The 23,143-nt window shown below is 44.9% G+C and carries 29 protein-coding genes and 2 pseudogenes; 3 read left to right on the top strand and 28 right to left on the bottom strand.

The window, feature by feature from the left end; translation table 11 throughout:
- Positions 1-300 precede the first annotated feature (300 nt).
- The 13 genes and pseudogenes from RH88_RS06570 to RH88_RS06515 form a co-directional block, all read right to left on the bottom strand.
- A pseudogene (locus tag RH88_RS06570) lies at positions 301-552 on the bottom strand (IMP dehydrogenase); the annotation flags it as partial.
- A gap of 356 nt (positions 553-908) precedes the next feature.
- A complete protein-coding gene (locus RH88_RS06565; protein WP_005594373.1) occupies positions 909-2,762 on the bottom strand; it encodes a phage tail tape measure protein in 1,854 nt (617 codons plus the stop codon).
- A 26-nt stretch (positions 2,763-2,788) separates the two neighbouring features.
- The gene (locus tag RH88_RS24155; RefSeq protein WP_138944258.1) at positions 2,789-2,893 is read right to left on the bottom strand and encodes a GpE family phage tail protein; all 105 of its coding nucleotides are present in this window, start codon (positions 2,891-2,893) and stop codon (positions 2,789-2,791) included.
- A 44-nt stretch (positions 2,894-2,937) separates the two neighbouring features.
- Positions 2,938-3,237: a phage tail assembly protein gene (locus RH88_RS06560; RefSeq protein ID WP_005594371.1), complete on the bottom strand. Its 300-nt coding sequence runs from the start codon at positions 3,235-3,237 to the stop codon at positions 2,938-2,940.
- Positions 3,221-3,925, bottom strand: a complete 705-nt coding sequence (gene gpM / locus RH88_RS06555; RefSeq protein ID WP_005594369.1) for a phage terminase small subunit — start codon at positions 3,923-3,925, stop codon at positions 3,221-3,223. The genes RH88_RS06560 and gpM overlap by 17 nt, the downstream gene beginning before the upstream one ends.
- 9 nt (positions 3,926-3,934) lie before the next feature.
- Complete coding sequence (locus tag RH88_RS06550) at positions 3,935-4,300, bottom strand: phage tail tube protein (RefSeq protein WP_005594367.1); 366 nt, start codon at positions 4,298-4,300, stop codon at positions 3,935-3,937.
- A 3-nt stretch (positions 4,301-4,303) separates the two neighbouring features.
- Positions 4,304-5,437, bottom strand: coding sequence for a phage tail sheath subtilisin-like domain-containing protein (locus tag RH88_RS06545; RefSeq protein ID WP_005594364.1), 1,134 nt, complete (start codon positions 5,435-5,437; stop codon positions 4,304-4,306).
- On the bottom strand, positions 5,437-5,619 hold the full coding sequence (locus tag RH88_RS06540) for a DUF2635 domain-containing protein (RefSeq protein WP_005594363.1): 183 nt from the start codon (positions 5,617-5,619) through the stop codon (positions 5,437-5,439). Before RH88_RS06540 ends, RH88_RS06545 begins: the two co-directional genes overlap by 1 nt.
- Positions 5,619-6,185, bottom strand: coding sequence for a phage virion morphogenesis protein (locus RH88_RS06535; RefSeq protein ID WP_005594362.1), 567 nt, complete (start codon positions 6,183-6,185; stop codon positions 5,619-5,621). Before RH88_RS06535 ends, RH88_RS06540 begins: the two co-directional genes overlap by 1 nt.
- A complete protein-coding gene (locus RH88_RS06530) occupies positions 6,176-6,655 on the bottom strand; it encodes a phage tail protein (RefSeq protein ID WP_005594361.1) in 480 nt (159 codons plus the stop codon). The genes RH88_RS06535 and RH88_RS06530 overlap by 10 nt, the downstream gene beginning before the upstream one ends.
- Entirely contained in the window at positions 6,656-7,105 is a 450-nt protein-coding gene (locus tag RH88_RS06525) for a head completion/stabilization protein (protein WP_005594360.1), read from the bottom strand. It lies immediately after the preceding gene.
- A gap of 120 nt (positions 7,106-7,225) precedes the next feature.
- A complete protein-coding gene (locus RH88_RS06520; RefSeq protein ID WP_005594359.1) occupies positions 7,226-8,260 on the bottom strand; it encodes a phage major capsid protein, P2 family in 1,035 nt (344 codons plus the stop codon).
- Positions 8,261-8,299: 39 nt separating this feature from the next.
- Positions 8,300-9,130 (bottom strand): GPO family capsid scaffolding protein, encoded by an 831-nt coding sequence (locus RH88_RS06515; protein ID WP_005594358.1) that lies wholly within the window; start codon positions 9,128-9,130, stop codon positions 8,300-8,302.
- Between the two features lie 134 nt (positions 9,131-9,264).
- Between RH88_RS06515 and RH88_RS06510 the strand changes: the two genes are divergently transcribed.
- Complete coding sequence (locus tag RH88_RS06510; RefSeq protein WP_005594356.1) at positions 9,265-11,022, top strand: terminase large subunit domain-containing protein; 1,758 nt, start codon at positions 9,265-9,267, stop codon at positions 11,020-11,022.
- 10 nt (positions 11,023-11,032) lie between these two features.
- Positions 11,033-12,004 (top strand): phage portal protein, encoded by a 972-nt coding sequence (locus RH88_RS06505; RefSeq protein WP_005594354.1) that lies wholly within the window; start codon positions 11,033-11,035, stop codon positions 12,002-12,004.
- A gap of 179 nt (positions 12,005-12,183) precedes the next feature.
- Here the strand turns inward: RH88_RS06505 and RH88_RS06500 are convergent, their stop codons facing one another.
- The 12 genes from RH88_RS06500 to RH88_RS06445 form a co-directional block, all read right to left on the bottom strand.
- Positions 12,184-12,462 (bottom strand): hypothetical protein, encoded by a 279-nt coding sequence (locus RH88_RS06500; protein WP_005594349.1) that lies wholly within the window; start codon positions 12,460-12,462, stop codon positions 12,184-12,186.
- Positions 12,463-12,814: 352 nt separating this feature from the next.
- Positions 12,815-13,330, bottom strand: a complete 516-nt coding sequence (locus RH88_RS06495) for a hypothetical protein (RefSeq protein WP_005594347.1) — start codon at positions 13,328-13,330, stop codon at positions 12,815-12,817.
- Positions 13,314-13,889, bottom strand: a complete 576-nt coding sequence (locus RH88_RS06490; RefSeq protein ID WP_005594345.1) for a lysozyme — start codon at positions 13,887-13,889, stop codon at positions 13,314-13,316. Before RH88_RS06490 ends, RH88_RS06495 begins: the two co-directional genes overlap by 17 nt.
- Positions 13,879-14,076 carry a hypothetical protein gene (locus tag RH88_RS06485; RefSeq protein WP_005594344.1) on the bottom strand — a complete coding sequence of 66 codons (198 nt, stop codon included), beginning with the start codon at positions 14,074-14,076 and terminating at the stop codon, positions 13,879-13,881. The genes RH88_RS06490 and RH88_RS06485 overlap by 11 nt, the downstream gene beginning before the upstream one ends.
- Before the next feature lie 139 nt (positions 14,077-14,215).
- Complete coding sequence (locus RH88_RS22710) at positions 14,216-14,923, bottom strand: hypothetical protein (protein WP_005594343.1); 708 nt, start codon at positions 14,921-14,923, stop codon at positions 14,216-14,218.
- A 2-nt stretch (positions 14,924-14,925) separates the two neighbouring features.
- On the bottom strand, positions 14,926-15,945 hold the full coding sequence (locus RH88_RS06475) for a phage tail-collar fiber domain-containing protein (RefSeq protein ID WP_005594342.1): 1,020 nt from the start codon (positions 15,943-15,945) through the stop codon (positions 14,926-14,928).
- Complete coding sequence (locus RH88_RS06470) at positions 15,942-16,421, bottom strand: hypothetical protein (protein ID WP_005594341.1); 480 nt, start codon at positions 16,419-16,421, stop codon at positions 15,942-15,944. Before RH88_RS06470 ends, RH88_RS06475 begins: the two co-directional genes overlap by 4 nt.
- A complete protein-coding gene (locus tag RH88_RS06465; RefSeq protein WP_005594339.1) occupies positions 16,403-17,458 on the bottom strand; it encodes a baseplate J/gp47 family protein in 1,056 nt (351 codons plus the stop codon). The genes RH88_RS06470 and RH88_RS06465 overlap by 19 nt, the downstream gene beginning before the upstream one ends.
- Positions 17,455-17,841 carry a phage GP46 family protein gene (locus tag RH88_RS06460; RefSeq protein ID WP_005594338.1) on the bottom strand — a complete coding sequence of 129 codons (387 nt, stop codon included), beginning with the start codon at positions 17,839-17,841 and terminating at the stop codon, positions 17,455-17,457. Before RH88_RS06460 ends, RH88_RS06465 begins: the two co-directional genes overlap by 4 nt.
- Positions 17,838-18,413: a phage baseplate assembly protein domain-containing protein gene (locus RH88_RS06455; RefSeq protein ID WP_005594337.1), complete on the bottom strand. Its 576-nt coding sequence runs from the start codon at positions 18,411-18,413 to the stop codon at positions 17,838-17,840. Before RH88_RS06455 ends, RH88_RS06460 begins: the two co-directional genes overlap by 4 nt.
- Positions 18,406-19,344, bottom strand: coding sequence for a hypothetical protein (locus RH88_RS06450; RefSeq protein ID WP_005594336.1), 939 nt, complete (start codon positions 19,342-19,344; stop codon positions 18,406-18,408). The genes RH88_RS06455 and RH88_RS06450 overlap by 8 nt, the downstream gene beginning before the upstream one ends.
- Positions 19,344-20,531, bottom strand: coding sequence for a DNA circularization N-terminal domain-containing protein (locus tag RH88_RS06445; RefSeq protein ID WP_005594334.1), 1,188 nt, complete (start codon positions 20,529-20,531; stop codon positions 19,344-19,346). The genes RH88_RS06450 and RH88_RS06445 overlap by 1 nt, the downstream gene beginning before the upstream one ends.
- Positions 20,532-20,893: 362 nt before the next feature.
- Between RH88_RS06445 and RH88_RS06440 the strand changes: the two genes are divergently transcribed.
- Complete coding sequence (locus RH88_RS06440) at positions 20,894-21,760, top strand: hypothetical protein (protein ID WP_005594333.1); 867 nt, start codon at positions 20,894-20,896, stop codon at positions 21,758-21,760.
- A 15-nt stretch (positions 21,761-21,775) separates the two neighbouring features.
- On the opposite strand, the gene RH88_RS06435 is transcribed toward RH88_RS06440, so the two are convergent.
- From RH88_RS06435 to RH88_RS06425, 3 genes and pseudogenes are all read right to left on the bottom strand, one after another.
- Positions 21,776-22,042 (bottom strand): Ogr/Delta-like zinc finger protein, encoded by a 267-nt coding sequence (locus RH88_RS06435; RefSeq protein WP_005594331.1) that lies wholly within the window; start codon positions 22,040-22,042, stop codon positions 21,776-21,778.
- Between the two features lie 47 nt (positions 22,043-22,089).
- The gene (locus RH88_RS06430) at positions 22,090-22,356 is read right to left on the bottom strand and encodes a hypothetical protein (RefSeq protein ID WP_005594329.1); all 267 of its coding nucleotides are present in this window, start codon (positions 22,354-22,356) and stop codon (positions 22,090-22,092) included.
- 59 nt (positions 22,357-22,415) lie between these two features.
- Positions 22,416-23,143, bottom strand: a pseudogene (locus RH88_RS06425) (hypothetical protein); the annotation flags it as partial.

Raw genomic sequence — 23,143 nt, 5'->3', positions numbered from 1 at the left:
TAGATTAAGGTTGGTACACAGTTTGTAGTTATTCAAGTTAAGGTGCTGAATATTCGGTTAAATTTTCTAGTACTGCGATAGCCTGTCAGCAGCGTCTAACTGAGGAAAAATACGTTCAAGCTTTGATTGTTTTATTCGATGATAACAAACGCAGACGGTATCTACTCTTGAACTACTATACTTTTAGTCGGGCAAATTTGATGATTAATACAATAGTCCTAAACACTTGCCAAGTTTCAGGCAAAAAAAGAGCCGCTAAAAGCGGCTCTTAATTATTCGAACTTTACGAAAGTGACCGAATCACTCTTTACCGAATACGTTGTTCTCTTGCTCTTGTACGCGGATGAATGTCGTACGCTTCGTTAGCTCTTTAAGCTTTGCTGCGCCTACGTATGTACAGGTTGAACGTACGCCGCCAAGGATGTCAGAGATAGTGTCGTGCACTGTGCCACGGAATGGCAATAGTACGGTTTTACCTTCAGCTGCGCGGTATTTTGCAACGCCGCCAGAGTGCTTCGCCATCGCTGACTGTGAAGACATGCCGTAGAACTTGAATTTATTCATCAAAATACAATTAAATCAAACATTTAGAAAAAACAGCACTGTATATAAACACAGTTAAAGTGCGTTTAATAGCGCTCTTTACCTCTGAATTACGCCCTCTGTAGTCATAATGTAGTCACTTTCTCACCTTTCCTACTTGCATAAATAGTCTAACGTCGCGTTCTTGATAAGCTAACAAACTACAAAATTACAATGACATACAGTTTTCATCGTATGTTTATAGTACTGCTATTCAACTACGCATCTAAATGATGTATAAATTCAATTAACAGTTTAAACGCCTTTGCTTGCTGCGTTTGGATAGGTCGACCAGATAGCCATACTGATCGACCTTTTTTTATCTTTTAGTAGCTCATACTCATATTTCCAACATCCAGATTCAGTTCAGTGCCTTTCTCTGACTTTGCTTTGTCCACGGTAACCGGTTTATCTGATTTTATGGTCAGCGCGACCTCTGATTTACTATTCAAGCTTTGGTTTTTAATCGGCTGATAAGCATTAGATTGACCTGATTGCGTTATCGCTTGATAGCCTAAATCCACATCCGAATTATAAGACTTGCCACCATGCTGCTTATAACGCTCATAGCCTTCTGAGCGTGTTTGGCTGTATGTTACCTCCGCCGCTGCATTTTTGCTTTGAAGTTGCTTGCTCATCTTGGCTTGCTGTTTAGTCTTGTCGCCCTCTTCATCATCGCCCCAAATGCCATTCCAGAACGATTTAACGTTATCCATTATCGCGGTTAAACCGCCAAAGTGGTCAATCAACAAACCAACGCCCGCAATGATGGCGCCAATCGCGATGATGAACGGACCAAGTGGGTTTGCCAACGCGACAGCGTTAATACCAATCAAAGCCAGTTTGACGCCCAGTAACGCGCCAATCACCGTGTTCATGTTCTCGCCCATCCAAAGAACGCCACCACCTAAAGTCCGAAAGGCGTTAAACGTACCGGTTACTATTGCTCTCAGCTCTGCAATTTTATCGTCGCGCCAATCCATACTCTTCATGTTGATGGCAAGTTCTTCCATCAGTGATGACAACTCACCCATGATAGGCGTTAGCGCACTAATTTTGAGTGAATTAACGATCGCACTCAGTTTGACCATAGAGGCATTAAATGCTTTTGCATTCTCAGTCGATTCTGGGTCAACCGCACCACCGGTATCATTGAGCAGTTGCTTGGCCTTTTCATAACCTTCAGTGCCGCTTTTCAGCATGGTGAGAATTTTCTCGCTGTCGCCACCAAAGAACTCATCAGCCATAAAGCCTTGCTTTGACACATCGGTCTCGTTGGCAATTTCTCTTAGCAGCACTTGGTAAGCTTCACTGGCGTCTTTTGCCTTCATCAAATCGTCATAAGCTTTTTGATTGCCGGTATCTTTGAAGAAATCATTCATAGCGCCGCTTTTGAAGGTTTTCATCTCACCCCAGCGTAATGCCATTTCTTTGATTGCCGCATCCATATCTTCGGCTTCCGCACCCGCCTGCGTCGCTTGTAGACGCATCGCCTGCAGTTCAGCAATAGGCAATTCAATATGCTCAGCCGAGCGTCTCAATTCATCAAGCTCATTGGCCGTATCATTGATGATAAGCCCAAACCCCGCCATTGAACCCATTACCCCCGTTGCCGCGAGCGCGCCGTTTTTCGCCCCTTCCATCGTTGGCATTTTTAAGGCTTTGTTTAAACCTCGAGGGAGCTTCATGACCGTTTGAAGATGGGCATACTTTTTCGAAAGAAGCTTGATTTCTTTGCCGTGCTTTTTATAGCTCTGGTTCAACTTGTCACTTGAGCCGTCAAGATCAAGCATGTTCACGCCTGTCTTCTTGAGTTGGTTACTAAGCTTTATCAAGCGGTCTTTGCTGTCATCTTGAGCATCATTGAGCGCTAACAGCTTTTCGCGTTGTTTGGTTATCTTTTCAGTGAGCGCGGCGCTAGGGTTTTGCGCACTGGCCGCTTTGCTTTTTAATTCATCGAGTTTTTCATTCGTGGCCGCGATAGCCAGAGCATTTTTATTCATGATCTCGCGCGTTTTACGAAACGAATCGATCATGCCCAGTGCAGCAGATTGGTCTTTCTGCTTCTCTTCGATTTTCTTGATGGAATCAGCATAAACATTACTGTCTTTGCTCATTTGTTTGAGTGGTGCAGCAGTTTGGTTGATGATGCCCATCACTACTGAAAGATTCATTTTCATCATGCATCCTTTACAAAAAAGGAGAGCTAATTGCTCTCCTGGTGACATCGATCTATCGCCAACTGATGAAATCGTAAAAGTTCATCAAAGGTCAGCCTGTCTATTTCACTGGGTTGCCACCGGAACGCTATGGCTAAGTCAGCATAAATAGGCTCTACGAACGGCAGCTCTTCAATTAACGTCCCGTATTTACGAAAAAAGTGGCGAGCGCCGTTAATAATGGCGCCCAGTTTGCAGGGTCGAGATTAAGCATATCGCGTTCATCTAATTCGGAGATTCGAGGGATCACCGTTTTACCCGCATCAAAATCCGCCTGGCAAATATCATTGAGGTTCACACCTCGTAAGTGGCCAGAGTGTGGTTTGGTGAGCTCTACCTTTTCAATGGTCACCATCTCACCTTTAACTTCTTTTTCGATAGGCTCTGCCAGTGTCACCACTTTGGTTTGCCCTTTATCTTTAATTGGGTTGGTCATAACCTAGCTCCTGTTTCAGATCTTTTAACTTACCTTTTCGGCCACCTTTGCTCGGGTCTAGCTTCATCACTAATTCAAACAAATTGTGAGCCTGTTCTTTTTCGCCGGCTTCTTCGTACCAATCCCCTACTAAGCGGAACATTTTTACTTTAAGCGGCACATTGGTAGCGAGCTCACCACGGAGGATGTCTTTAGTCGCATTGAGTAAATACTCGCGTTTGAACTCAGCATTATTGGTTTGAGCCTCGTGTGCATGTTTGAACACATAGCCACAAAACGCTGTTTGCCCATTCATTTTCCAATTAGCCGGCGCTTCTAACCCAGCCCCAATGGCTTGGCGAAAATCATCGTGGATAGCTTCAAACTGACCTAAATCCACATGCCAAATAAAGAACCACCACATCACTTCAAGGTTTCCATAGTTACCTTGATGCGTCGCTAAAAGCTGCTCGACCAATGGACGGTATTTTTTGATCAGCTCTTCTTTGTAAGGGTCTTTTTCTTTTGAACCCGCTAGCGTTCTTAGATAAGACAAATCCTGTTTAAGCATGACTTGAGTTTCTTCCCAGGACTTACCTACCAAGGTAGGACGAGCGCTTTCACTCGCCTCCATTTTTTCAATCACTGGCATGCTTTTTTGATTGGTTAATTTTTCCGCCGCTTGGCGTTTAAGTAATATCGCTAGCATGGAATGCCCTTACTGTGGAATAAGCTCATGGCCATAAAACATCACTTCCAGTTGCCCATCTTTAATCGACAATGAAAGCGGATCGCCCACCCAAGCATCAATGAGCGTATACACCTTACCGCTGTTGGTTTCGAGCGTGACGTTCTCATCCGTGAAATTCTTAATCGCATCTTCATCGGTGCTTTTTGCGTGAGCAATGGTGCATTTGATGGATGGCGCTTCGTCATAAGATTCGCCGAAACCTAACACGCCATCATCCCCCATCACCGGTTCACGTTTGAGGTTACCAAAAGCGATGTCCGCGCCTTCTTTAATAGGTAGACGACCGAGTGAGCCAGCATTGAGCACCGCACGGCTAGTAATTTTTGTTCCCATGGTTTACTTCCTAAACTGAATTTTACCGGCAACGATGATCAGACCGTTCACGAACTGCGGTGAATCTTGATAATTGATGCGCTGTTTATTGTTCATATCAAGTTCGACAATGAGCGACTTCTTGTAGCCGTCAAAATCTTGCACGATGCCTTGGTATTCAAGCTCTCGATACAACGCAAGCAGCTCACTTTTGAACATGCTTGGCGTTACGATGACTTGACCAGGTGCGAACTTGGTCCCGTCCTTGGCCACTTTGTGGCGAGCATATTTACTCAAGATTCGTGAACGTTGCTTTTGACGGAAATACATCGCCGTTGCCGGCGTCATTACATCCAAATAACTATTGTCTGCAATACCTGAAGCATTCTCTGTATAGGCAGTAACCGGACGCTCAACTTGCACCTCTTGAGTTGCGGTGACGGTGTAAGTGCCCATGCCTTCGTGCAGCAATAGGTTGCGCTCTGCCCAATCAAATTCACTTTCAGCCGTTGAGTAAACACCGTTTAACTTAAGCGTTTGTAGTGGACGGCAAGGGTCGTTCGCCAATGACGGTGCAATCTGACCAACCCACGCACCAATGGCTTCTGCATCGGTTAACGGATCATTAGCTGAGTTGCCCAGGCTATCAATCGACATAAAGCTGATGAGTGGACAATTACTTTTCGTGCCGAACGTCACAAGCTCCGCGTGCGTTCCCTTTTTAGGAAGATAAGCAATGCCAGGAATCTGATTGAGCGCGTCATAACGCCTTTCTAAAAACTCACCTAAATCACGGATAGTGGTGTCATCATTTAGCGAACACATAATGTGGTGATATTGCTTATCACCGAGTGCGGCTAACGCTGACATGGTATCCGAGCCTTCAACACTCACAGCGTAGATAGGCATGGTTTCATCTTGCTTGCGAAAGAACTTCACCATGCTAACGATATCGGATGCACCAAACAGCGCCGTTGCCTTTTCATCATCCATACAGAGTTTGACGGTATTCGCAGCTGTTGGTGCATTGGCCACAGCATTACCGATCACAAGACAAAGCTGTTGCTCTTCGGCGCTGTTTGCCAGGCTGTTATCAATTTCAACGTACATGCCCGGAACGCGAGCATTATTCGGAACTTCTGAGAAGCTGATACTCATTATTCAGTCTCCTTGGTTGAGTTATTTTTCTTCGCGTCTACAACAGTGACTGACTTGTCTTTCACTCGACGCAGCCAATAAGTATTTCGTGGTTTTTCTTCACCAGCCGCTTTTAGCGCTTCTCTGGTTTCAGGATCACGAACCGTTAACCCTTTTTGTGGTTTAACCTTGAAGGTTGCCATTACTCAAAATCCTCTAATGCAAAATATTCAGCGGCCATAGCCATCAACTCGCGTTCAAGTTCTGGAGTCCAACCAATGAACGTCCGCTGAGTCATGGTGTAGTTACGTTTGGTTGCGACGCCACCTCGCCAGCGCCCTGTATTGCTATCAAAGTAACCATTCACTCTTGTAGTGAATGACACCTCAGAGCCTTCGTTGTGCTCTCTACCGATTAACCCAGCAACGCCCACTAACCCCACTTCAAAATCTTTATCACTGACACGCGTGCGAAGTGACTTTGAGATCCCAAGTAGCATGTTCTTGTTGTTTAACGTGTTTCTCGCCACTTGGTTGCGCTGGTGCTTAGCGCCATGCTTGCCACGCACACCGCGAGAAACTATCGACATGTTGCGCTTTCGGCGTGACTGATAAGGGTTGTTATCAATGTCGCGTTGAGAGCGAATTTGCTGACGAAAAAACTGCCTCGCTCGGTTTGCCATTCGGCGATTAAGATCAAACTTCTCAGTGGCATCCAGCACCAAACTTTCAACCAGTTGTGTTAATTGCTCAGGGCTACTCAGTTGCATGGCAGATCATTGGTATGTCCAACGAAATAAACCAGCTCGTGCAATTCATCGATCTCGTCGGTGGTGACGGTTAAGTCAAAATCACTAATGCAGTCATAGCGCGTATCGTGTTGCTTCCAACTCCCTTGCTCGCTTTCTTCAAGCGAATAGCTTTCAAGTAGGTCTATCTTTATCTTGATGTCACACTTGCCGTTATCGAGAATTTCGGTCGCGAACGTTGGTGCTGGTAAGTTTTTTTCTACTCGCTCCGGATCATGTTTGTTTAGCCAATTCACAAGATGCATAAACAGCACATGAGGCTTCAATGTGGCTGCTTGAATAAAGACAATTGCGGTGTATTCCAACTCGAAACCATCCACAACATCACTTTGGCCACAAAACACCGCGCCATCTTCTGCCCATACAGTAAGGCCCTTGGCATCGATGACATGCTGTTTAAAAAAGGCGGTTAGGTTTTGCAGGGCATCCATTTACACCACCTCAAAACAGTAGGTTTCTTTGCCATTAATCAGCAGATCGACCGCTTGGCGATAATGCACATCGCAATACTGCTTTTTGCTCGTTAACGCTTCTTGTCTATCCGCCGCCTCGGCTGTGGCATTGGTGCTGAGTTGAATACCGATAAGCGCACTGGCGGTCAGTGAAAACACCGCTTGTTTGTAGAGTGTTTCACCCGACTCTTCATCACCGAATTTGGCTTGCGAAAATTCCATCAAGTCAGTAAACGGCTCGATGGCGGCTAAGAGCTCTCGGTGCAATTTGATTCTGGATACTTTGGCTTGCTGCAGAATGCCTGGCTCTGTCTCATTACTGAGGAAATTAAACAGAGACTGAAACTCTGACATTTTAAGGGCAGGATATTTCGCCGTTGCCGGTAGCTCTGAACCAAAGACGTCGTTTTTATCGCCGACAAATTCCACTGCGATCACCTCAAAATAGGTAAAAGGGAATGCAGGCAGCCAAACGCAAATAACAACAAAAGCCTGAGCTTTATTGATAATGCGATAGAGCCTGCATTGGGGGGTGTTAGTTAAAAGGGTCTATACCCAAGCACCATTAATCCAGAGTTTCACGTTCTTGAACTCAATGGCCGCTGCTTTGCCGACTTCTTCCAACACGTACGCCATGTTCATCGACTCGAAGTTTTCAACTTGGTCTTTCTCATCGTTCTTTTTACCAGCAGAGCGGCGAATCGAACCTTCTTGAATGTAGATGGATAAGTTGTCGTAACTGGTCACCATGATGCCCGTTGATGGGAAACCAGGCACTTTCACTGCAGGTAAACCGCCATAGGTACCGATGACTTGCAGCTCTTGGATCTTGCCTTTTTCACTTGGCGTATTGCCATGCGCTTCATAGAACTTGGCTTTGTCGTAAGCCAGTAGATCAGAGCCGATGATAGCCACAAGGTTTGAATCGTTTTCACAAGCATCATGCAGCAAGCTCTTCGTGTTAAGTACGGCTAGGTCTAGGTTAATGAAGTCACCGCCTTCACCAATACGAATTTCGCCTGGCGTTTTGCCTTGTTTAAGAAGTCGAGCTGCGTTGTGATCACGCATCGCCTGATACCACCCTTTATTCACATCTTCCCCATTAGGGTTGGTTTGTGCGTTGGTGTTCGCGGCGACACTTTCGCCATACCAACCAATGGTGATTTTGTTAGCATCAATCTGCTCACGAGTATGGGAGGCGATGATTTGGTTAAATCGTTTGTCGTGCGCCCAGGCATCGAGTTTGGCGTAACGAATTGCCGTATCAAAGTTGGTCTGCTCACACATGTAAGGCATCGCGCCCATGCTTGAATGGTCTTTTGGTGTACGTTTGCCATCACCCGAGGTATCGGTGCGGCTGGCAATCATGCCCGTCACGCCAAGACCGATGGATTCACCTTTTTGATTCTGCACAGAGATAACGTTGATTTTCTTCAAGAACCAGTTTCCTTCACGCATCTGGGCAATGATTTTCTGTGTACCATTAGGCGTCACATTGAATTTTTGCGTTGCGTCAGTAACATCATTTTGTTCTGCGATTTTTTTGACGTAAGCGCTGAGCTTAACTTCTGTATTTCTATCCATTGTTTTATCCAACTGAATTCGTTATTAGTTTGAAAACGCTTATAGGTACGGTTCTTCTTCGCTGTCTTGGCCTGCGAGTCGGCGCCCACCATCATCAGTGATTTTGCTTAATGTGGTCTTAAGCTCTGTCACCGTGGAAGAGAGCTCTTGTACTTGACCTTTCAGCTCAGTGACTTCTTTGTTTTCGGTCACTTCAATCTCTTCAGTTTCAGATTCACCATCGGGCTTATTCTGAGCCGATAGATGCTCAATCAACGATCCCAATTTGCCATTCAGCTCTTTATTTTGCTCAACGCTTTGCTTGAGCAGTTCTTCAGTTTCTTTACTCATTTCGTCTTCTTCCTCTTGTTGCGAGAACTGCTCGGTAGGTGTTTCACTGTTGAGCCAGTTTTTGAATTTTTGGAACAGCGAAGCATCAGCCTCGTTGTCTTGTTGGGAGAGCTGTTCTGGCTCAATGGTGAAGTTCGAGTGCACTTGCACCTTGCCATCCTCTTTACTGGAAAGATGAATTTGAGTCGTTCCTAACGAGGCGGGTTTATCGGTAAGCGCTAACCCGGTGAGGTAGGCTTTCCCCGTATCAGAAAACTTCTCAATGTATTCACACGAAGTATGCAGAAGCTGGCCTTGCTCGACGACGCGAAGCAGCATCGAGTTAGGCTTTAACACCGCAAACAGCTTGTCTTCACGCTTTTCCACTGAAAGCACTGAGCCAAATTTATAGCTCCAATCAAAGTGCTCTTCGTTAATGCGAGCGGTGTACACCTCGGGGCTATAACTTTCCGCAATCTCATCAATGATGTGTTGCTCGATAATGCGGCCGTCAACGGTGGTACCTGCCTGCAAAATACAAATTGGCTGTGATTGAAACATGCCTGAACTCTCCTAAATTCGATGATCCCAATCTAACCAATGCCCTTCTCTTTTTGTATTCATCCTGATTCTAGATATTGGATATAGAAACAGCGCAAGCTGAGTAATCACGGCGGCTGTAGCACTATGCCAACATGGATACGAATGCAGTTACCGAGTTAAACCAGCCGCTATACACCTCAGTACAAACCCAAGCATTGGGTTTGTATTTACGCCAACACAAATCGGCCGAGGTTGCGGAGAAAATCGGCGTCGCCACCCGAACGGTTCAACAGTGGATTTCAAAATTTGGCTGGAAAGAAATGCGGGACGATGCGCCCGTAGAATTGATGCTGCGCCAACGTATTGCTTATCTCATGTGGATTGATTGCAAACACGAAGCGCAGCTGCAAGAGCTCAACATGCTGCTCGAACAAAAGTGGAAACGAGACGAGGCTGACAACAAGCGAACGCGCGGACGTGGCCATAATGGCGACTCAAAACGTGGAAGAAAACCAAACAAGGTCAAAAACGACATTTCGCATATTACGGCCGATGTACTGACAGAGTTTCGTGAGAAAACCTTCTTTGATTATCAAAAAGAGATCCACGCGCATAAGTGTAATGACGACCTCAACGAATTCCGTTTTTACCTTAAATCTCGTCAGATTGGCTTAACCTACTACTTCGCATTTGAAGCTTTTGAAGATGCCATTCTTAATGGCGACAACCAGGTGTTTTTATCAGCCTCTCGTAAGCAGTCCGAAATATTTAAGAACTACATTCGCCGGTTCGCGCTCGAGCTGGGTGATGTGGACTTAAAAGGTAAAGACGAGCTGCAGCTATCGAATGGCGCGACGCTTTACTTTCTATCGACCAACGCCCGCACCTCACAAGGCTTTAATGGCCACGTCTATTTTGATGAAGTGTTCTGGATCCCCAAATTTGGTGAGCTGGATGATTACGCGGGTGGCATGTCGATTCAATCGAACTACCGCACCACGTATTTATCGACCCCTTCAACGGTAGCGCATGAGGCCTATCCGAAATGGCAAGGCAAGAAAGCGCTCAAGATTGATATCTCTCATGAGAGCTTAAAACACGGCTCACTGAGTGAAGATGGTATCTTTCGCCAAATCATTACCATTGATGATGCAATCGCTAAGGGCGCAACGTTCTTCAACATGGAGAAACTACGCCGTAAATACCCAGATAAAACCGTTTTCAATAACTTGCTTCGCTGTGTCTTCCTTGATGATTCGGCATCAATTTTTGCCCTTAAAGCGCTATTGGCTTGTAAGGCGGATTCCTCACTTTGGAAAGATGTCGATCACTACAAAGCTCGCCCTGTGGGTAACGCTGAGGTTTTGGTTGGCTATGACCCAAGAGGTGGTGGTCAAGGTGAAGGCTCGGATGATGCTGGTCTTGTGGTCTCGCTCAAACCAAAACAAAAAGGCGGCGTATTCCGCTTCATTGAACGCATTCGCTTGAAAGGTTCAAGCTACGAAGACCAGGCAAAAGCCATCAAAGGGATCACTGAAAAATACAACGTTGTCTACATGGCGATGGATGTCAGTGGCGTAGGCTCGGCGGTAGCTGAATTGGTTCGAAAATTTTACCCCTGCTTGGTTGAACTGGATTACTCGCCAGAGATGAAGCGAATGATGGTCTACAAAGCTCGTGAAATCATCAACGACGGACGCCTGCAGTTTGATGGTGAATGGGACGATTTAGTCCATTCGTTTTTGATGATACGCCAGCACACCACCAAAGCCAGCAACCAAGTGACCTTTATTTCTAACCGCAGCAAGGTGGGCTCACATGCCGATCTTGCTTGGGCTTCAATGCACGTGATGCGTTGGGAGCCGATTGATATACACAACGAGAACGATACAACCGTAACGTTCTTCTAGGAGAAACATAGTGATTGATATTGAGTTTTCGAATCCTGTCAGCGTGATGAACAGTGACATTTTAAGTTATCTTGAAGTGGCACTGATAGACGGGCTATACGAGCCGCCAGTTGCACTCGATACGCTGGCAAAAGCATTGCGCGTAAACCCGATGCATTCCAGCGCAATTGAATTCAAACGCAACACGTTAGCCTACGCCGTCACGGTTAGCCCATTACTGTCACGCCGAGATTTAAAGCGCTTTATTCAGGACTTTTTAACCTTTGGTAATGGCTACCTTCAGGTGGTTCGAGGGTATGGCGGCACGGGAAAACCGGTGCAACTCAAACACATCCCAGCCTTGTATATGCGCAGACGTGAAGACTTAGCCTGGACATACAAACCGAGAGCATTTGATGATACTGGCCGTATTGATTTTAAGCACAACCAGATTTTTCATTGGTCTGAATACGATATTGCTCAAGAGATGTATGGTTTACCCGGTCATGTGAGCGGGCTTACTTCCATTTGGCTCAACGATGATGCCACACTCTTTCGCCGCCAATACTACCGTAATGGTCAGCACGCGGGTTACCTGCTTTACATGAACGAACCAACAATGACACCAGATCAAGAAGAAGAGATCAAAGCGAAGCTCAAAGCGAAAGAAGGCATGGCGTTTAAGAATATGTTTGTGAATGCCAAAGGCAAAGACACCAAAGCGCCCGAGCTAAAACCTATCGGCCAAGTTGAAGCCAAAGACTCGTTTAAAGAGGTGAAGAACCAAACCAAAGATGATGTACTGGCATTGCACCGCGTACCTATCGAGTTGATGAGCGTACGCCGCGAAAGTATTACCTCTTTAGATTTGAATAAGGTCGACTGGCTGTTTCATAAAAATGAATTGCTGCCATTGATTGATTCACTCAAAGAGCTCAATGAGCTTGTTGCGCCCAATGTGATCACAGCCAATGATTATGTGAGTCTAGAACCTGTGACTTGATCCAATGGCCAATAAAAATTGGCCATTGCTTTAACTACTTAACCAGAAAAGTCGTTTCTACAACATTATTGGACAGAAATCAGTTTTGGAAAATCGAACATTAGCAATTCATGAATAACTTCAGGTATTGCAGATTCAGCTAGTGCTCAGTGAGCAAATTTGAATTAAAGGTGTAATGACTATCCTTCGTAATTACTTAAATATTCTTCGATGCTCATAGTTTCCAACTCATCAATATCCATGATTTCGTTGCTTAACCACTTACCATCAAAGGCAGTAAAACCAAGCTCTGTCCCTTCAATTTCATCCACAGAAAGGTTATGCGCATTTGCAGCGGCATCATACAAATCGGATAGTGTTGCATACAATGTACAACCAACTAACTTACTTGTGTCAACATCACCAGTAGCAACAAAATAGTGCTTATTTTTATTTAAGAGGAAGAAATCTTTTTTCATAACAACGTCTCATATTAAGAACTTTAGCTTATGTTCTGACAGGATTTGAAGGCCATTAACTACACCACTCGAATAGGTGGCATTGATAAATAAACTTAACTTATGATACTTCATTATTAGTACAGTCAAAAGTTAGATGTTGTACAAATACATGATGTAGAACACATTTTATATTTCGATGCATGTCTAATGGTTCAGCTAACGCTTGCATTTTTGATAAGTTTTGGTTGGGAAAACGCAAGCCCCTAAAATATGTAGATTATTTAGTCTAAGTAATTTTGGGGCAGAAATGAGTTACGAGGAGTGGATAACCTAGTTTTTATGTTAATGGCTTCCAAACTCATGGCCAATCTTACTCATTCACTACAATCTGAGTTTTTATCCAAGTTTGAAGTGACCGGAGTTTTTGTGCATTCTCGGCGCAGGTTTTAATATTCAGTACATCTTCAGCTAGGACTTCGGCGTCACGTTCGTAGGCATTTGAACTTCGAGTGGTTTTGGCGGCACCATCAGGAATGGCGGCGGGTTGCTGAATACCGATTGCTCGATTATGCGCTCGCACTGCGTCGGCTCGGACGCGCAACCACTCATCATCATTAACAATACACTGCTTATCACTGTTCGCTTGAGCATACTTGATCACCTCTTTCTCAATGGTTCGATATTCAATTTCAATAATGGGCTTTTGATTGGCGAGCTCAACCGCCAACTCATACGCTTCATTCTGCTTTACTTCCAATTTGGCAAAGAGTTCATCTTGAGATTTTTTGGCTGCAATCATGGTTCTTGATACGCCATAGTCGTAAGAGAAATACGCCACGCCAGTGAAAGCTACAAACAGAGCGATGAGTCTAATTTTGGTAAGCATACAACCCTCGAGTTTTTGGTGAGTCCCAACCATACAGGCAGACGTTCTGCTCTATCTCTCGCCTGGTCACAATACCTTCGCAGTTACTCTCTTCAATGCGGCAGTCCTTACCATTCACATACACCCATCTGGGGTACTGGTTGCAAGCTTGTGTATTGAGTTCGGTATTGAATTGTTTGATCAAAGTGGAACGCTTGAAATTACCGGCGCCCAAGTTGAAAACGAAACTCACCATCATGTCGTACTCGCCCTGAGTTGGCTCTTGGGTCATGGCGCGATTGACGACCTGCTCTGCTTTGGCGATATCTTGAATGAAGTAATCCGCGGCTTGGTCGATAGTGATTTTGCTATCTGGCCTTATGCCGTCGGTATGGCCTAAACCCGCCGTCCATTTATCCGCCGAACATTGATAAGCTTTTAGCCGACAACCTTCCATATCAGCGATATGAGCAAGTCCTTTTTGGCTGGTTTTTAGCTCAGGTTCTTTCTCCATCACCACGGCAAGCACTGCCATGACAGAGCAAACCGCACTGGTAATAACTCGCTGCTTAATACTCATTTGAATCACCTTTCAGAGCTTGGATCTGTAAGTGAGTAAGTTTGGTTTTTGTCCAGTAGTAGCGAATCGCCATCAAACCTGAAATAGTTGCAACTGTAAAGGCGACGATTTGCGCAATATCTTCTGCAGAAACGCCAGCTAACATTGCACTTAATGTGGTGAACAAGCTTGTTTTGCCAACGTTCATACAAGTACTTCCCTAGTATTTTTTATTCGTATTGACGCCAGTGTATAGTGCAGGTTTTAACGCTTGTATCGATGAGAATTCTATTTGATAGATGTAGAAAACCCCCGCATTAATGCAAGGGTTCTGGTTGGCATTAACTTTAATTTACTAGCGGTGGCGGAAAAGGATTATTGACTTGTATGTTTTTTACGGCAGCATCAGCCTGAGTCTTGAATATAGCCGCCTCCTCAAACTCTCCGTTTTCCTTTTTCCGGTAGCTTTCCATATAGAGTGGATCACTCATTTCGCGATACAAAGCGCGGCGCTTACTATCAACCGCATCATAGTCAGCAATATATTTTTTGCTTTGGTTAGTAACCCAAGCATCATCAATCCACTCATCCCACGGGGTCAGAGGGACGGTATTTGTCCATCCTGCCTCGATAGGACCCAGTTCAATCACTAACTTGGATTTTTGACAGTCCGCCATCTTAAATATTGGTGTTCCAGAATGGTCTTCTAACTGAACCCACATATTGTCGACTAAACGAACAACAAAACCCTTTTCTGCTTTTGGCGGCTTAATGATGGAATATCGTTCAGGCATCTTTTGTAAGAATGTCTGAATGTTATCCAACACCGCTTCCTCATTCCAAAACTGCCGACCAACGAATAGCTCACTCTTTTGCCATTGTTCATTAATAAAATAACAGCGTTCATTGACTGAGTCGTACTCAGGGAGGGGGAGTAAAGTACATTGAGCTGGTAATCCTGTGTTCTTACGGATCATCATAGAGCTGACATGCGTAAACTCTTTATTATCATCAAAATGGTAAAGTGTTTCTGTTGTATCTTTTGAGTAATACATATTTATGCTGCTCTTGTAATGAATAGGAAACGAATTGAATTAGGGTTTGTTTCATCACCCGTACCAGTAATTCGGCCAGTGACTGTCGCTGAATACACACTTGCCGAGCTTCGATATTCTGGATAGCCTGTAGTTCGCTCATAACCATTCCTAATCGTTCCATAAGCCGTTGCGTTTGTTCCGTGAGTATGCGGATCTGATTGAAACCCAAGAGGCTGAACAGATTGAGTTTTGCGAGAAAGAACAGTTTCACCATTACCTAGACCTCGAATGTAGCTTTTTCGTAAATCTGGCATAACGCCGCTTGGATACCGTTCCCCTAGCTTAACAAAAACTGTTTTGTCAAACGGCTGCCCGATGTAGGCCATAAATCCATGAGGGGCTTCACCCCCTGGATACGGGATTGGACAACCAACCGGGTAAATTAATTCAGCGAGAGGTAGCCACATTTTATCAATCAGCGGTTGCCAAAGAGTGCTAACTAACTTCTCTATGACATGAGTTACACCAAGGGAATAAACCAGTTTCTTTACCGTTAGGAATGCATGGTCCTCGGTTCCCGCCTCAACTTGCTCATTAGTCGCAATTTTAGCAATACCCGCCACACGCTCAGTGGCCAAAGGTGAGCCCATCAATTCAACCGTGATATTTGTCAGTGAAGAGGCGGATAGATTTAATTCCACCGCTTCAGTCACTACGGTATCGGCGCGCTTATAGGTGATCACCTCGCCATTACGGCTATCGACCGCAAACAAAGTGCCATCTTCAAGCCAGTAGCCGAGCTCTTTGCCTTCAAATTCTTCTCGCCCATCCCACACTGTTTCAAAGTGCAACTGGCCTAGGCTAATTTGCTCACCCTTTGTTATGACTTTTCGCTGGATCTCATTCCGTAATTCGGTTTGGCTAGCTGTAGGCACATAACCTTCACTGCCAATACTGATATGAGTAATTTTATATTGAATGCCCAGTTCAGCCGCTTGAATAGACGCCGCAATCCCCGCATTAGTAATAACTAAACTCATTGCGTTACCTCGTAACTATGTAGATTTCGAATATGGCGATAATTCGCTAACTGATGGTAATAACTCACGCGAGAATGAAACCGCCACTCGATATCGGTATGAGGTAGGCGTTTTTTCTCAAACTCTTCCCATGCTTTTTTGCTATAGGCTCGAGCGCTATCGCTCAAAGCGGCATAAATCAGGTTCGGAGAACTGGCATTATCGAATACGCTACCGCCTCCCTTACCCGTTGTACTATCAAGCAAGCCTTGATAATCGGATAGCTTCCATCCAAACGAGCGCTCTCGAAAATCAGTCAGTAGTGAAAGTTCGATTTCATCATGCGTGGCTTTAAAGTCTGCCGCCATGCCCTCAATGGTATTGGTTAGCTCTGGGTTGTCTGCCTCTTGCCAATACTCACCTTTGGGTAGCAACACTCTAATCGCATCAGCAAAATCACCTTCGCTGTATTCAATGATTAAGTCGGAGGTGTCCACGTTATCGCTCCTAATACATGAATTTGATTTTTTGCAATGCTCACTTCTTCTATCGGATGTCGAACAATAAAGTTGTTCGTCACCGCGGAGATAGTGAGCACAATTTCTGTGGGCGTGATGGATTCAGGAACGCGAGTATTGCTATCCACTTTATGAACTTTTCCCATCTTGGTTTTTATAAGCGTCTCTAACGCAATACGCACATCATCACGGACAGATTGTTCATCTATACCTTGGATCTCGACAGTAAGCGGGACGAGCTCAGGCAATAAAGCGCGGGGATGGCACCCAGCTAGGCGATTGTGTTCAAACGTTTCTTGGACTAGGTTTATCACTTCATTCGTCAATGCCGGATTGCTTTGCCGTGAACCAATATAGACTTCAACCATCCCGCGCTCAGGCGTGTTATCTAATGCCCAAGCAAAGTCCACATCAGCGTGAGCCGATATTGCCCACTCATGATAATCTTCTGCCTTACCGACTAACTCATTCTTTTCAAAAGCGACGATAACGCGAGCTCGCCAATGCTCTACCGCTTCAATGTCAGCGCCCCCTTCAACACCCAGACTTCGCACGTTATTAGGGTTGATTCCATTTAGTCCTTCAGCGAGTTTTAATAAGCTGCCCGTTGGCAAATTACTTGAGCGACCAGAAGTAAGCGCCACCACATCAACTGGAACATTGCTGTATTGTTCTTTGATGGTTTCATACTCATTACCCGCGTTATCAGTGAGTAATCGGCCTTTGGGAATAACGACGACATCACCCAACTCTTCAAACTCAACACAGCCCGTTGCGAAGGTAGGCAATAAACGCGGAGTACTGTGCCGATTCGCATGAAGGTAGAGCCAAGGCTCAGAGCAGGTTTCAGGGTGAAGCTCTCGAAACAGTAAATCTTGATAACCGTATTGGCCATAACTGACACCTGCAATGGCACAAGCAATCGCATCTATCGCTGGGGTACTTTGCCCTGTTTTCGCGATCAAATTGGATTTCGCGCGATCAATTAACTCTTGTAAGCTGCGTTGCGTACTCATAGTGGTACCTTAAATTTTTCGCCATCGACCAGTGTGATGATGACCGAGCACCCCATTTGGTTAGGCTTCTCTTCCCACACAAAAACTTCAATCGCCTTGGCGTAGCCTTGTTTGATTAACCAACTCAATGCTTCTTCTATAAAGCGCTTGGCCAAGCTCAACGTTTGTTCAGTGAGCTTTTCTCGTTGTAGTGTCCAATCTCGCGAGCCAACGATAGATAACAAATCATTACTCCAAGTGCCTCCTCGTTCATTCTTGCCCATGCGTGAGCGGTCATTTTGAGTGGATTCACCGTGGTTATAAATGCTCTGAAGTACCGCGTGTTTCATGCCTTCCTTCGTACTTGTAGGAGCGGTTAGCGCATTGAGATTAAAATGCTTCATGCTTTATTCGGCCCCTTGGTCGTTTTGTTCGTGCTATCGTCTTCATAGTTATGATCATGCTTTTCAACACTGACACCACCGAACTTACCGGATTGACCACCAACGCTACCCGCGACCATTAAGTTTCCGCCAATAGCGACGTTGCCTGAAAAGGTGGAGTCTGGAGCGGTTACGTTTACTTTTGCCGCACTCACATTCGTTTCACTTGCTGAGATGATTTCTATCTTCGCGATGGAATTTACTTTGACACCACCTGCCGTGAAGTGAACGAGGTTGCCTTTATCATCAAGCATCGCAATCTCACCAGGCTCTAAGTCTATTTGATGGCGCTCATCTTCGACGTTGACCGTAAAACCACGCGCTGTCACGCCACCTAAGAAGAGGTTGTAAGTTTTTGCGCCAACCAAAGGGCGGCTCATAAAGCCATAGTTATGCACGCGCTTAATTCGATCGTTGGTTCGCCCTGTCGCGGTTTTGATTTGCAGAACGCTGGTTGTTGCCCCTGTCACCGTTCCCGTGCCAATGACATTTTTGATTCGAGCCATGAGCCTTTGCTGCATCTCTTTACGCATAGCTTTGCTCCTTAAACGGGCGAAACAACTCGACAGAGGTACTGGCAGAGCTTTCGGATACCGATAGACCTAAACCTTTAATCACCAACATTTCATTGAAGCCCTGCTCTTTGTCGCTGACTCGAATTACTCGGTTTAATCCATCAATGGCAAGCTCTTGGAATACGTCAGAGATATTGGTTGATACCGTTAAGCTCTCAGCGATAGCAAGATCACGCTCATACTGAGCTCGAGACAAACAAGCCTCGGCACTTTGTAATTGGTCGCATATGATCACCATCGTTCTGGCTTTGTTAATACCAGGCATCTTGATAGTTGCGCTGGCATCATCCCAAGCACCTTGCACTTCAATATGATGAAATTGTTTGTTGAACGTTCGGGTGATATCCAATGACTCAACATTACTATCGGTTGATAAACCAATCCCATGCACCGTGGCATGAGCAGTATTTTCGATGGTCAGCACGCCGTTTCTCTCAATCAACATAAAGCCTTGCTCTCGTATCACTTGCGCGACGTTTTCAACCGGTGACTCTGCATTAATTTGGAACTCTGGGATGAGCGGCATCGAGCCCACCAAGCTTTTCACGCTTAACCCAAAGGGCTTGGCCAGCGAACGAAGTAGCTTCTCAACGTTTTGGTCATACAACGCATCCATAGTGATGCGAGAATCAATCATGTTGGCACTTCTTGAGCGCCCAGTAATAGAGAGCTCGTTGGCACTGGTTGCAGTGCCGCTATCGACCTTGTCAACTTGCCCGGTAAGAATGACTCGTTCACCCAAGCGAAACTCAACGGGCAATGGGCTTTCTATTCTCATCGGCGGAATTTTGCAGCTAAAGGTGTGCGCCAGTTGCTCTACTGAGTATTTCAAATCAGCCTGATAGAAAGGATACTGATTACCGCTTATTAGCATGGTTAGCTTTTGCATTAGGCATCTCTCACGGCAATGTCACCACGCATGAACAAAGGGTGCTGGAGTGAGTTAATTGCGGTCACCACTTTCTCTTTTGTGTACTCATCATGAGCAACGACAAGAGCAGGCTTAAAGCGCGGTGCTTGCAACGTTCGGTGCGGCGTTCTTCCCGCTATCACTTTGTCATGCTGCTTTTGCACGTTACTTTTCAACACGACCAGGGAATCAAACAGCGCCATACTTCCCATGGTCGAAACGCTGGTCACATCATTAATGCGATCATCAACACCGCTCACCAATGCTGCTAAATCACTTTGGATAATGGCAGGCTGTTTAGTTGTGGTGGTGACATCAAAACGCTCTTCCTTCTCCAGCTCGGCAATATCTTTACTTACTTTCACCGCTGCAGTGACCATTTGAACGTTGTGGTGGTTAGAAGTTGGTTTGTCCTTCACTTGCCCTAACAACAATGTTTGAGCATTACGTGAATTATCGACCGCCTCACTGGCAGAGCTTGGCTCTGATTGAACGCCATCAGCAACCGCATCTACGGCGGTACTGAACAAATTGGCGAACTCTGCAGGTTGATTACTCAGGCTACTTACTACGGAAAGCGCTTCGTTAATTGCATGGTTGATGCTTTGCAAGGTGTCGTCAGCGAGATTAAGCCGGCTAGTAATATCAACAAGAACATTCAATGCCTGGCTGGCATCATTTTGAGTTTGATTGATTTCCGCCACGTCCATTGCTTGCACGTCGTGGCTGAATGACTTCGCTGAAAGTTGTTCCACGATACGGGCTTGCTCTTTAGAGCGAACGACCGTAGGCGCTGCAATTGTTGGCGTAATTCCCGCACGTAAAAACGTTAGGCTTAAAACCACCACGCCGCGCTTGGTGTTAATGCTCTGCGAGAAGGTATTAAAGACAAGAGCCAACTCACCAAGCCATGGGTGCTCTAATTCTCCTTTTGGTGATTCTTCCAAGTTGCTAATACACGCATTGGAATCAACCAGAGAGCTCGGACCGACAAAGATAACCTCAAGGTTTATATTCCTAGCCTTACTACCCATAACTTTGATGTGTGGCAAATCTGCGTATGGGATTTCACTTACGTGCAGGCGCTTACCACCATCAATGGCAGTAGAGAGGATATTGAGCTTGTGCCCATTCCATCGACCGTGCTCGTATTGTCGTTCCCACATAAGATGAAAATCTCTTCGTGACGATGAAAAGCGGCAGAATCAGCAGGGTTGAGAATTTAAGTGGCGGATATTGGCTCTCGGACTCGCGTCGGCTCACCCACCCCTCCACACTAAAATTCAGCACTGCAATTTCGCGCATTCAAAGGTGTATTTAAAATTGGTAGGGATATTTGACCACAGCCCTTATGGGAACTGAATCAAGGGCTGTTTTAGATTGGGGATTTAGAGATCCTTGCAGATCGTTTTTGTGCGTTTTTAACTTTTCGAGGAATCGGTCAAAGTTTTAACCTCCCAACTTTCTTAATCAAACGCTTTATCGCATACTATCTTGTAATTAATCATTACAAGAAGTAGGTCAAGATATGGCTAACGCGTCGAGTACAAATATTTACCTAGAACATAAGGGCGATGTATTCAAGTTCCTTAATATTAAAATTGAAGATAAAAATGATGGCTCCGTTTACATTAGCCTTGTTAGAGATGGTGAAACAGAAAAAAAACTCGTTAAGACGGATAATGGTATTAAGCATCAAACTCCAGAAAAACCAAGATTAAAGAAAAAACGCCTATCCTACCATGCCACAGGAACCGTGCTGTATCATGACACAGACATCAGTTCAGCATACTTCGAACCTACATCAAATATCACACAAGTAAACCATATCGCGACTTGGTCTATTCCGACAATATCGGCTCTTGATCTACTGAATTCAGAACCTAAGCCTAAAGACCATGTTGTGGAATGGTTTGGCAACGAAAACCGAGCCACATTTCATATTTTAGTGGCACCAAACACTTATACCCCTGAAGTCCCTCATATTTCATTGAGATATGAGGGTTTATTAAGTGTTTACGCCGTATACCTAGAAAATTTTGATATTGATAGTTACCCGGAAGAAGCATTTATTGTTATGGGTCCGATTCGAGGCTTATTTAATAGTCCAAAGTTCGAACAGAAAGAAGCATTAATCGAGTACCATAAAAAGATCACTGGCAGCTCTGATTTAATACTCTATTCTCCAAACGGTGCGGGAGTATCAAAAATCATCACATCTGTCCCAATGCGAGTGCCACCAAGGGTAAAGATTGATTTTTTAGAAGCAGACTACTCCGCAGAAGTGACGAAACGCAAGGAACACATTATAGAATTCAAGGTAAAAGATAAGCATGGTGCTTATGTAAAAACGCCTGTTTCTATTTTAAATATCACTTTAGATTCTGAGCTTTAGCTAACACCCACCATTTCATAAAGGGAGCATATTATGCTCCTTCAATTTAATATCAAACATATCTATCTGATCAATATCGCCCTTACATAATTCAGGCTGCAGTTCTGGATTTGGCTTATCGCCTGTTGGCTCGATGATTCGGTGAACTGAGGTGTAGGTTACAAACACCGTTCCACAGTTTAGGTTCAAACACTGACAGTACGCTTCGCGTGTATCTTTGGTCATCGCTCTTGATGTTGCGATTCGAGATTTGCTTTCGCACTTAGGGCAAGTAATCAACATTCGACTCTTCCTCAAACAAAATTGAGTCCAAGCCCTTAGTGCTAAGGCTAGGACATCTTAAACATTGGACTTTCAGTTTCAGCAGCCATCTCAATGATGAGTTGAATCGCCTCTACCTTTTCCGCATCCAGCTGGCCTTGGTTATCAGCAACCACCAATCCCATAAGATAAGCACCAACCTGGGCTCGATTTCCACCCGTCGTATTTAGTGCAACACCATCAATAATCAGCTCTAGAGCTTGTTGGAACAGCTGTTTTTTCTCTGCCATATCAATACCCTTACCATGAACAGTGAAAATATACTGTATATCCATACAGGTTTCTAGTTCATATTTTTCAGATGTCGATATCTGAGAGTTCTATCTACAAAGCTCTAATTCAACATCGGTTGGCATCGCCCTTCCAAGTAATCAGCAGTCAAGCTTAGCCAATAGTTCACTTCGCTATCGTCCACTTCGTTCGGTTGAAGCGGATCATTTAAAACTGATTTCCAATACGCTTGGTTATCTTTAAATCTATAAAATTCATCATGATAAAAACTATCCGCATTATTTTTTATATCGCTCATATCCACGTCGCGACATTGCAGTGACCAACCACGAGCACCTGCCGCCCAAAGCATGAAATCATCCACTTTTTGTTTTGAACATTCCCCCTCAAAAGTAATGCAAAAACGATTGATAGAGCTAACGTAAACTCCTCTATCTTTCACGGTTTGGTTCAGCTTTTCTGCTTGCTTCTCTAACCTAATGATTCGTTGGTACAAACGGTTTTGATAGTCTTGTGGCTTATTCTGATTCTTAGCAATCGACTTCGCTTTGATAGTTTGTGCCTTAGCCGCCTGCAACTTTCCTATTTGTCGTTTTATGGGTTTCTTCCATTGCTCAAGCTTGTAGCCAAGTTCTTTAATGATTGCCGTCATATTCCCCACTTCGAATGAAGCGAGAGTTTCCCAAGCCGGCGCACGAGAACACTTCGCAATGTTATAGCGATTACCTTTAATTAACCCTTGGTCTGCGTTCGCACCTTTCGCGGCATAACCCACAGCTTTGATGATGTAAGAACCGGCAGCTTTCGGCTTTTTGATTCGCTCCAACTTTG

Source organism: Vibrio scophthalmi LMG 19158, assembly GCF_000222585.1.
Taxonomy (GTDB): domain Bacteria; phylum Pseudomonadota; class Gammaproteobacteria; order Enterobacterales; family Vibrionaceae; genus Vibrio; species Vibrio scophthalmi.
Note: the sequence above shows the minus strand (reverse complement) of the source record. Positions and strands in the feature narration are given on the sequence as shown.

Bases quoted from the DNA above. Each gene is read 5' to 3' on its own strand.
- RH88_RS06565 (WP_005594373.1), bottom strand. From the start codon at position 2,762: ATGAAAATGAATCTTTCAGTAGTGATGGGCATCATCAACCAAACTGCT.
- RH88_RS06560 (WP_005594371.1), bottom strand. From the start codon at position 3,237: ATGACCAACCCAATTAAAGATAAAGGGCAAACCAAAGTGGTGACACTG.
- gpM (WP_005594369.1), bottom strand. From the start codon at position 3,925: ATGCTAGCGATATTACTTAAACGCCAAGCGGCGGAAAAATTAACCAAT.
- RH88_RS06550 (WP_005594367.1), bottom strand. From the start codon at position 4,300: ATGGGAACAAAAATTACTAGCCGTGCGGTGCTCAATGCTGGCTCACTC.
- RH88_RS06545 (WP_005594364.1), bottom strand. From the start codon at position 5,437: ATGAGTATCAGCTTCTCAGAAGTTCCGAATAATGCTCGCGTTCCGGGC.
- RH88_RS06540 (WP_005594363.1), bottom strand. From the start codon at position 5,619: ATGGCAACCTTCAAGGTTAAACCACAAAAAGGGTTAACGGTTCGTGAT.
- RH88_RS06535 (WP_005594362.1), bottom strand. From the start codon at position 6,185: ATGCAACTGAGTAGCCCTGAGCAATTAACACAACTGGTTGAAAGTTTG.
- RH88_RS06530 (WP_005594361.1), bottom strand. From the start codon at position 6,655: ATGGATGCCCTGCAAAACCTAACCGCCTTTTTTAAACAGCATGTCATC.
- RH88_RS06520 (WP_005594359.1), bottom strand. From the start codon at position 8,260: ATGGATAGAAATACAGAAGTTAAGCTCAGCGCTTACGTCAAAAAAATC.
- RH88_RS06515 (WP_005594358.1), bottom strand. From the start codon at position 9,130: ATGTTTCAATCACAGCCAATTTGTATTTTGCAGGCAGGTACCACCGTT.
- RH88_RS06510 (WP_005594356.1), top strand. From the start codon at position 9,265: ATGGATACGAATGCAGTTACCGAGTTAAACCAGCCGCTATACACCTCA.
- RH88_RS06500 (WP_005594349.1), bottom strand. From the start codon at position 12,462: ATGAAAAAAGATTTCTTCCTCTTAAATAAAAATAAGCACTATTTTGTT.
- RH88_RS06495 (WP_005594347.1), bottom strand. From the start codon at position 13,330: ATGCTTACCAAAATTAGACTCATCGCTCTGTTTGTAGCTTTCACTGGC.
- RH88_RS06490 (WP_005594345.1), bottom strand. From the start codon at position 13,889: ATGAGTATTAAGCAGCGAGTTATTACCAGTGCGGTTTGCTCTGTCATG.
- RH88_RS06485 (WP_005594344.1), bottom strand. From the start codon at position 14,076: ATGAACGTTGGCAAAACAAGCTTGTTCACCACATTAAGTGCAATGTTA.
- RH88_RS22710 (WP_005594343.1), bottom strand. From the start codon at position 14,923: ATGTATTACTCAAAAGATACAACAGAAACACTTTACCATTTTGATGAT.
- RH88_RS06475 (WP_005594342.1), bottom strand. From the start codon at position 15,945: ATGAGTTTAGTTATTACTAATGCGGGGATTGCGGCGTCTATTCAAGCG.
- RH88_RS06465 (WP_005594339.1), bottom strand. From the start codon at position 17,458: ATGAGTACGCAACGCAGCTTACAAGAGTTAATTGATCGCGCGAAATCC.
- RH88_RS06460 (WP_005594338.1), bottom strand. From the start codon at position 17,841: ATGAAGCATTTTAATCTCAATGCGCTAACCGCTCCTACAAGTACGAAG.
- RH88_RS06455 (WP_005594337.1), bottom strand. From the start codon at position 18,413: ATGCGTAAAGAGATGCAGCAAAGGCTCATGGCTCGAATCAAAAATGTC.
- RH88_RS06450 (WP_005594336.1), bottom strand. From the start codon at position 19,344: ATGCAAAAGCTAACCATGCTAATAAGCGGTAATCAGTATCCTTTCTAT.
- RH88_RS06445 (WP_005594334.1), bottom strand. From the start codon at position 20,531: ATGTGGGAACGACAATACGAGCACGGTCGATGGAATGGGCACAAGCTC.
- RH88_RS06440 (WP_005594333.1), top strand. From the start codon at position 20,894: ATGGCTAACGCGTCGAGTACAAATATTTACCTAGAACATAAGGGCGAT.
- RH88_RS06435 (WP_005594331.1), bottom strand. From the start codon at position 22,042: ATGTTGATTACTTGCCCTAAGTGCGAAAGCAAATCTCGAATCGCAACA.
- RH88_RS06430 (WP_005594329.1), bottom strand. From the start codon at position 22,356: ATGGATATACAGTATATTTTCACTGTTCATGGTAAGGGTATTGATATG.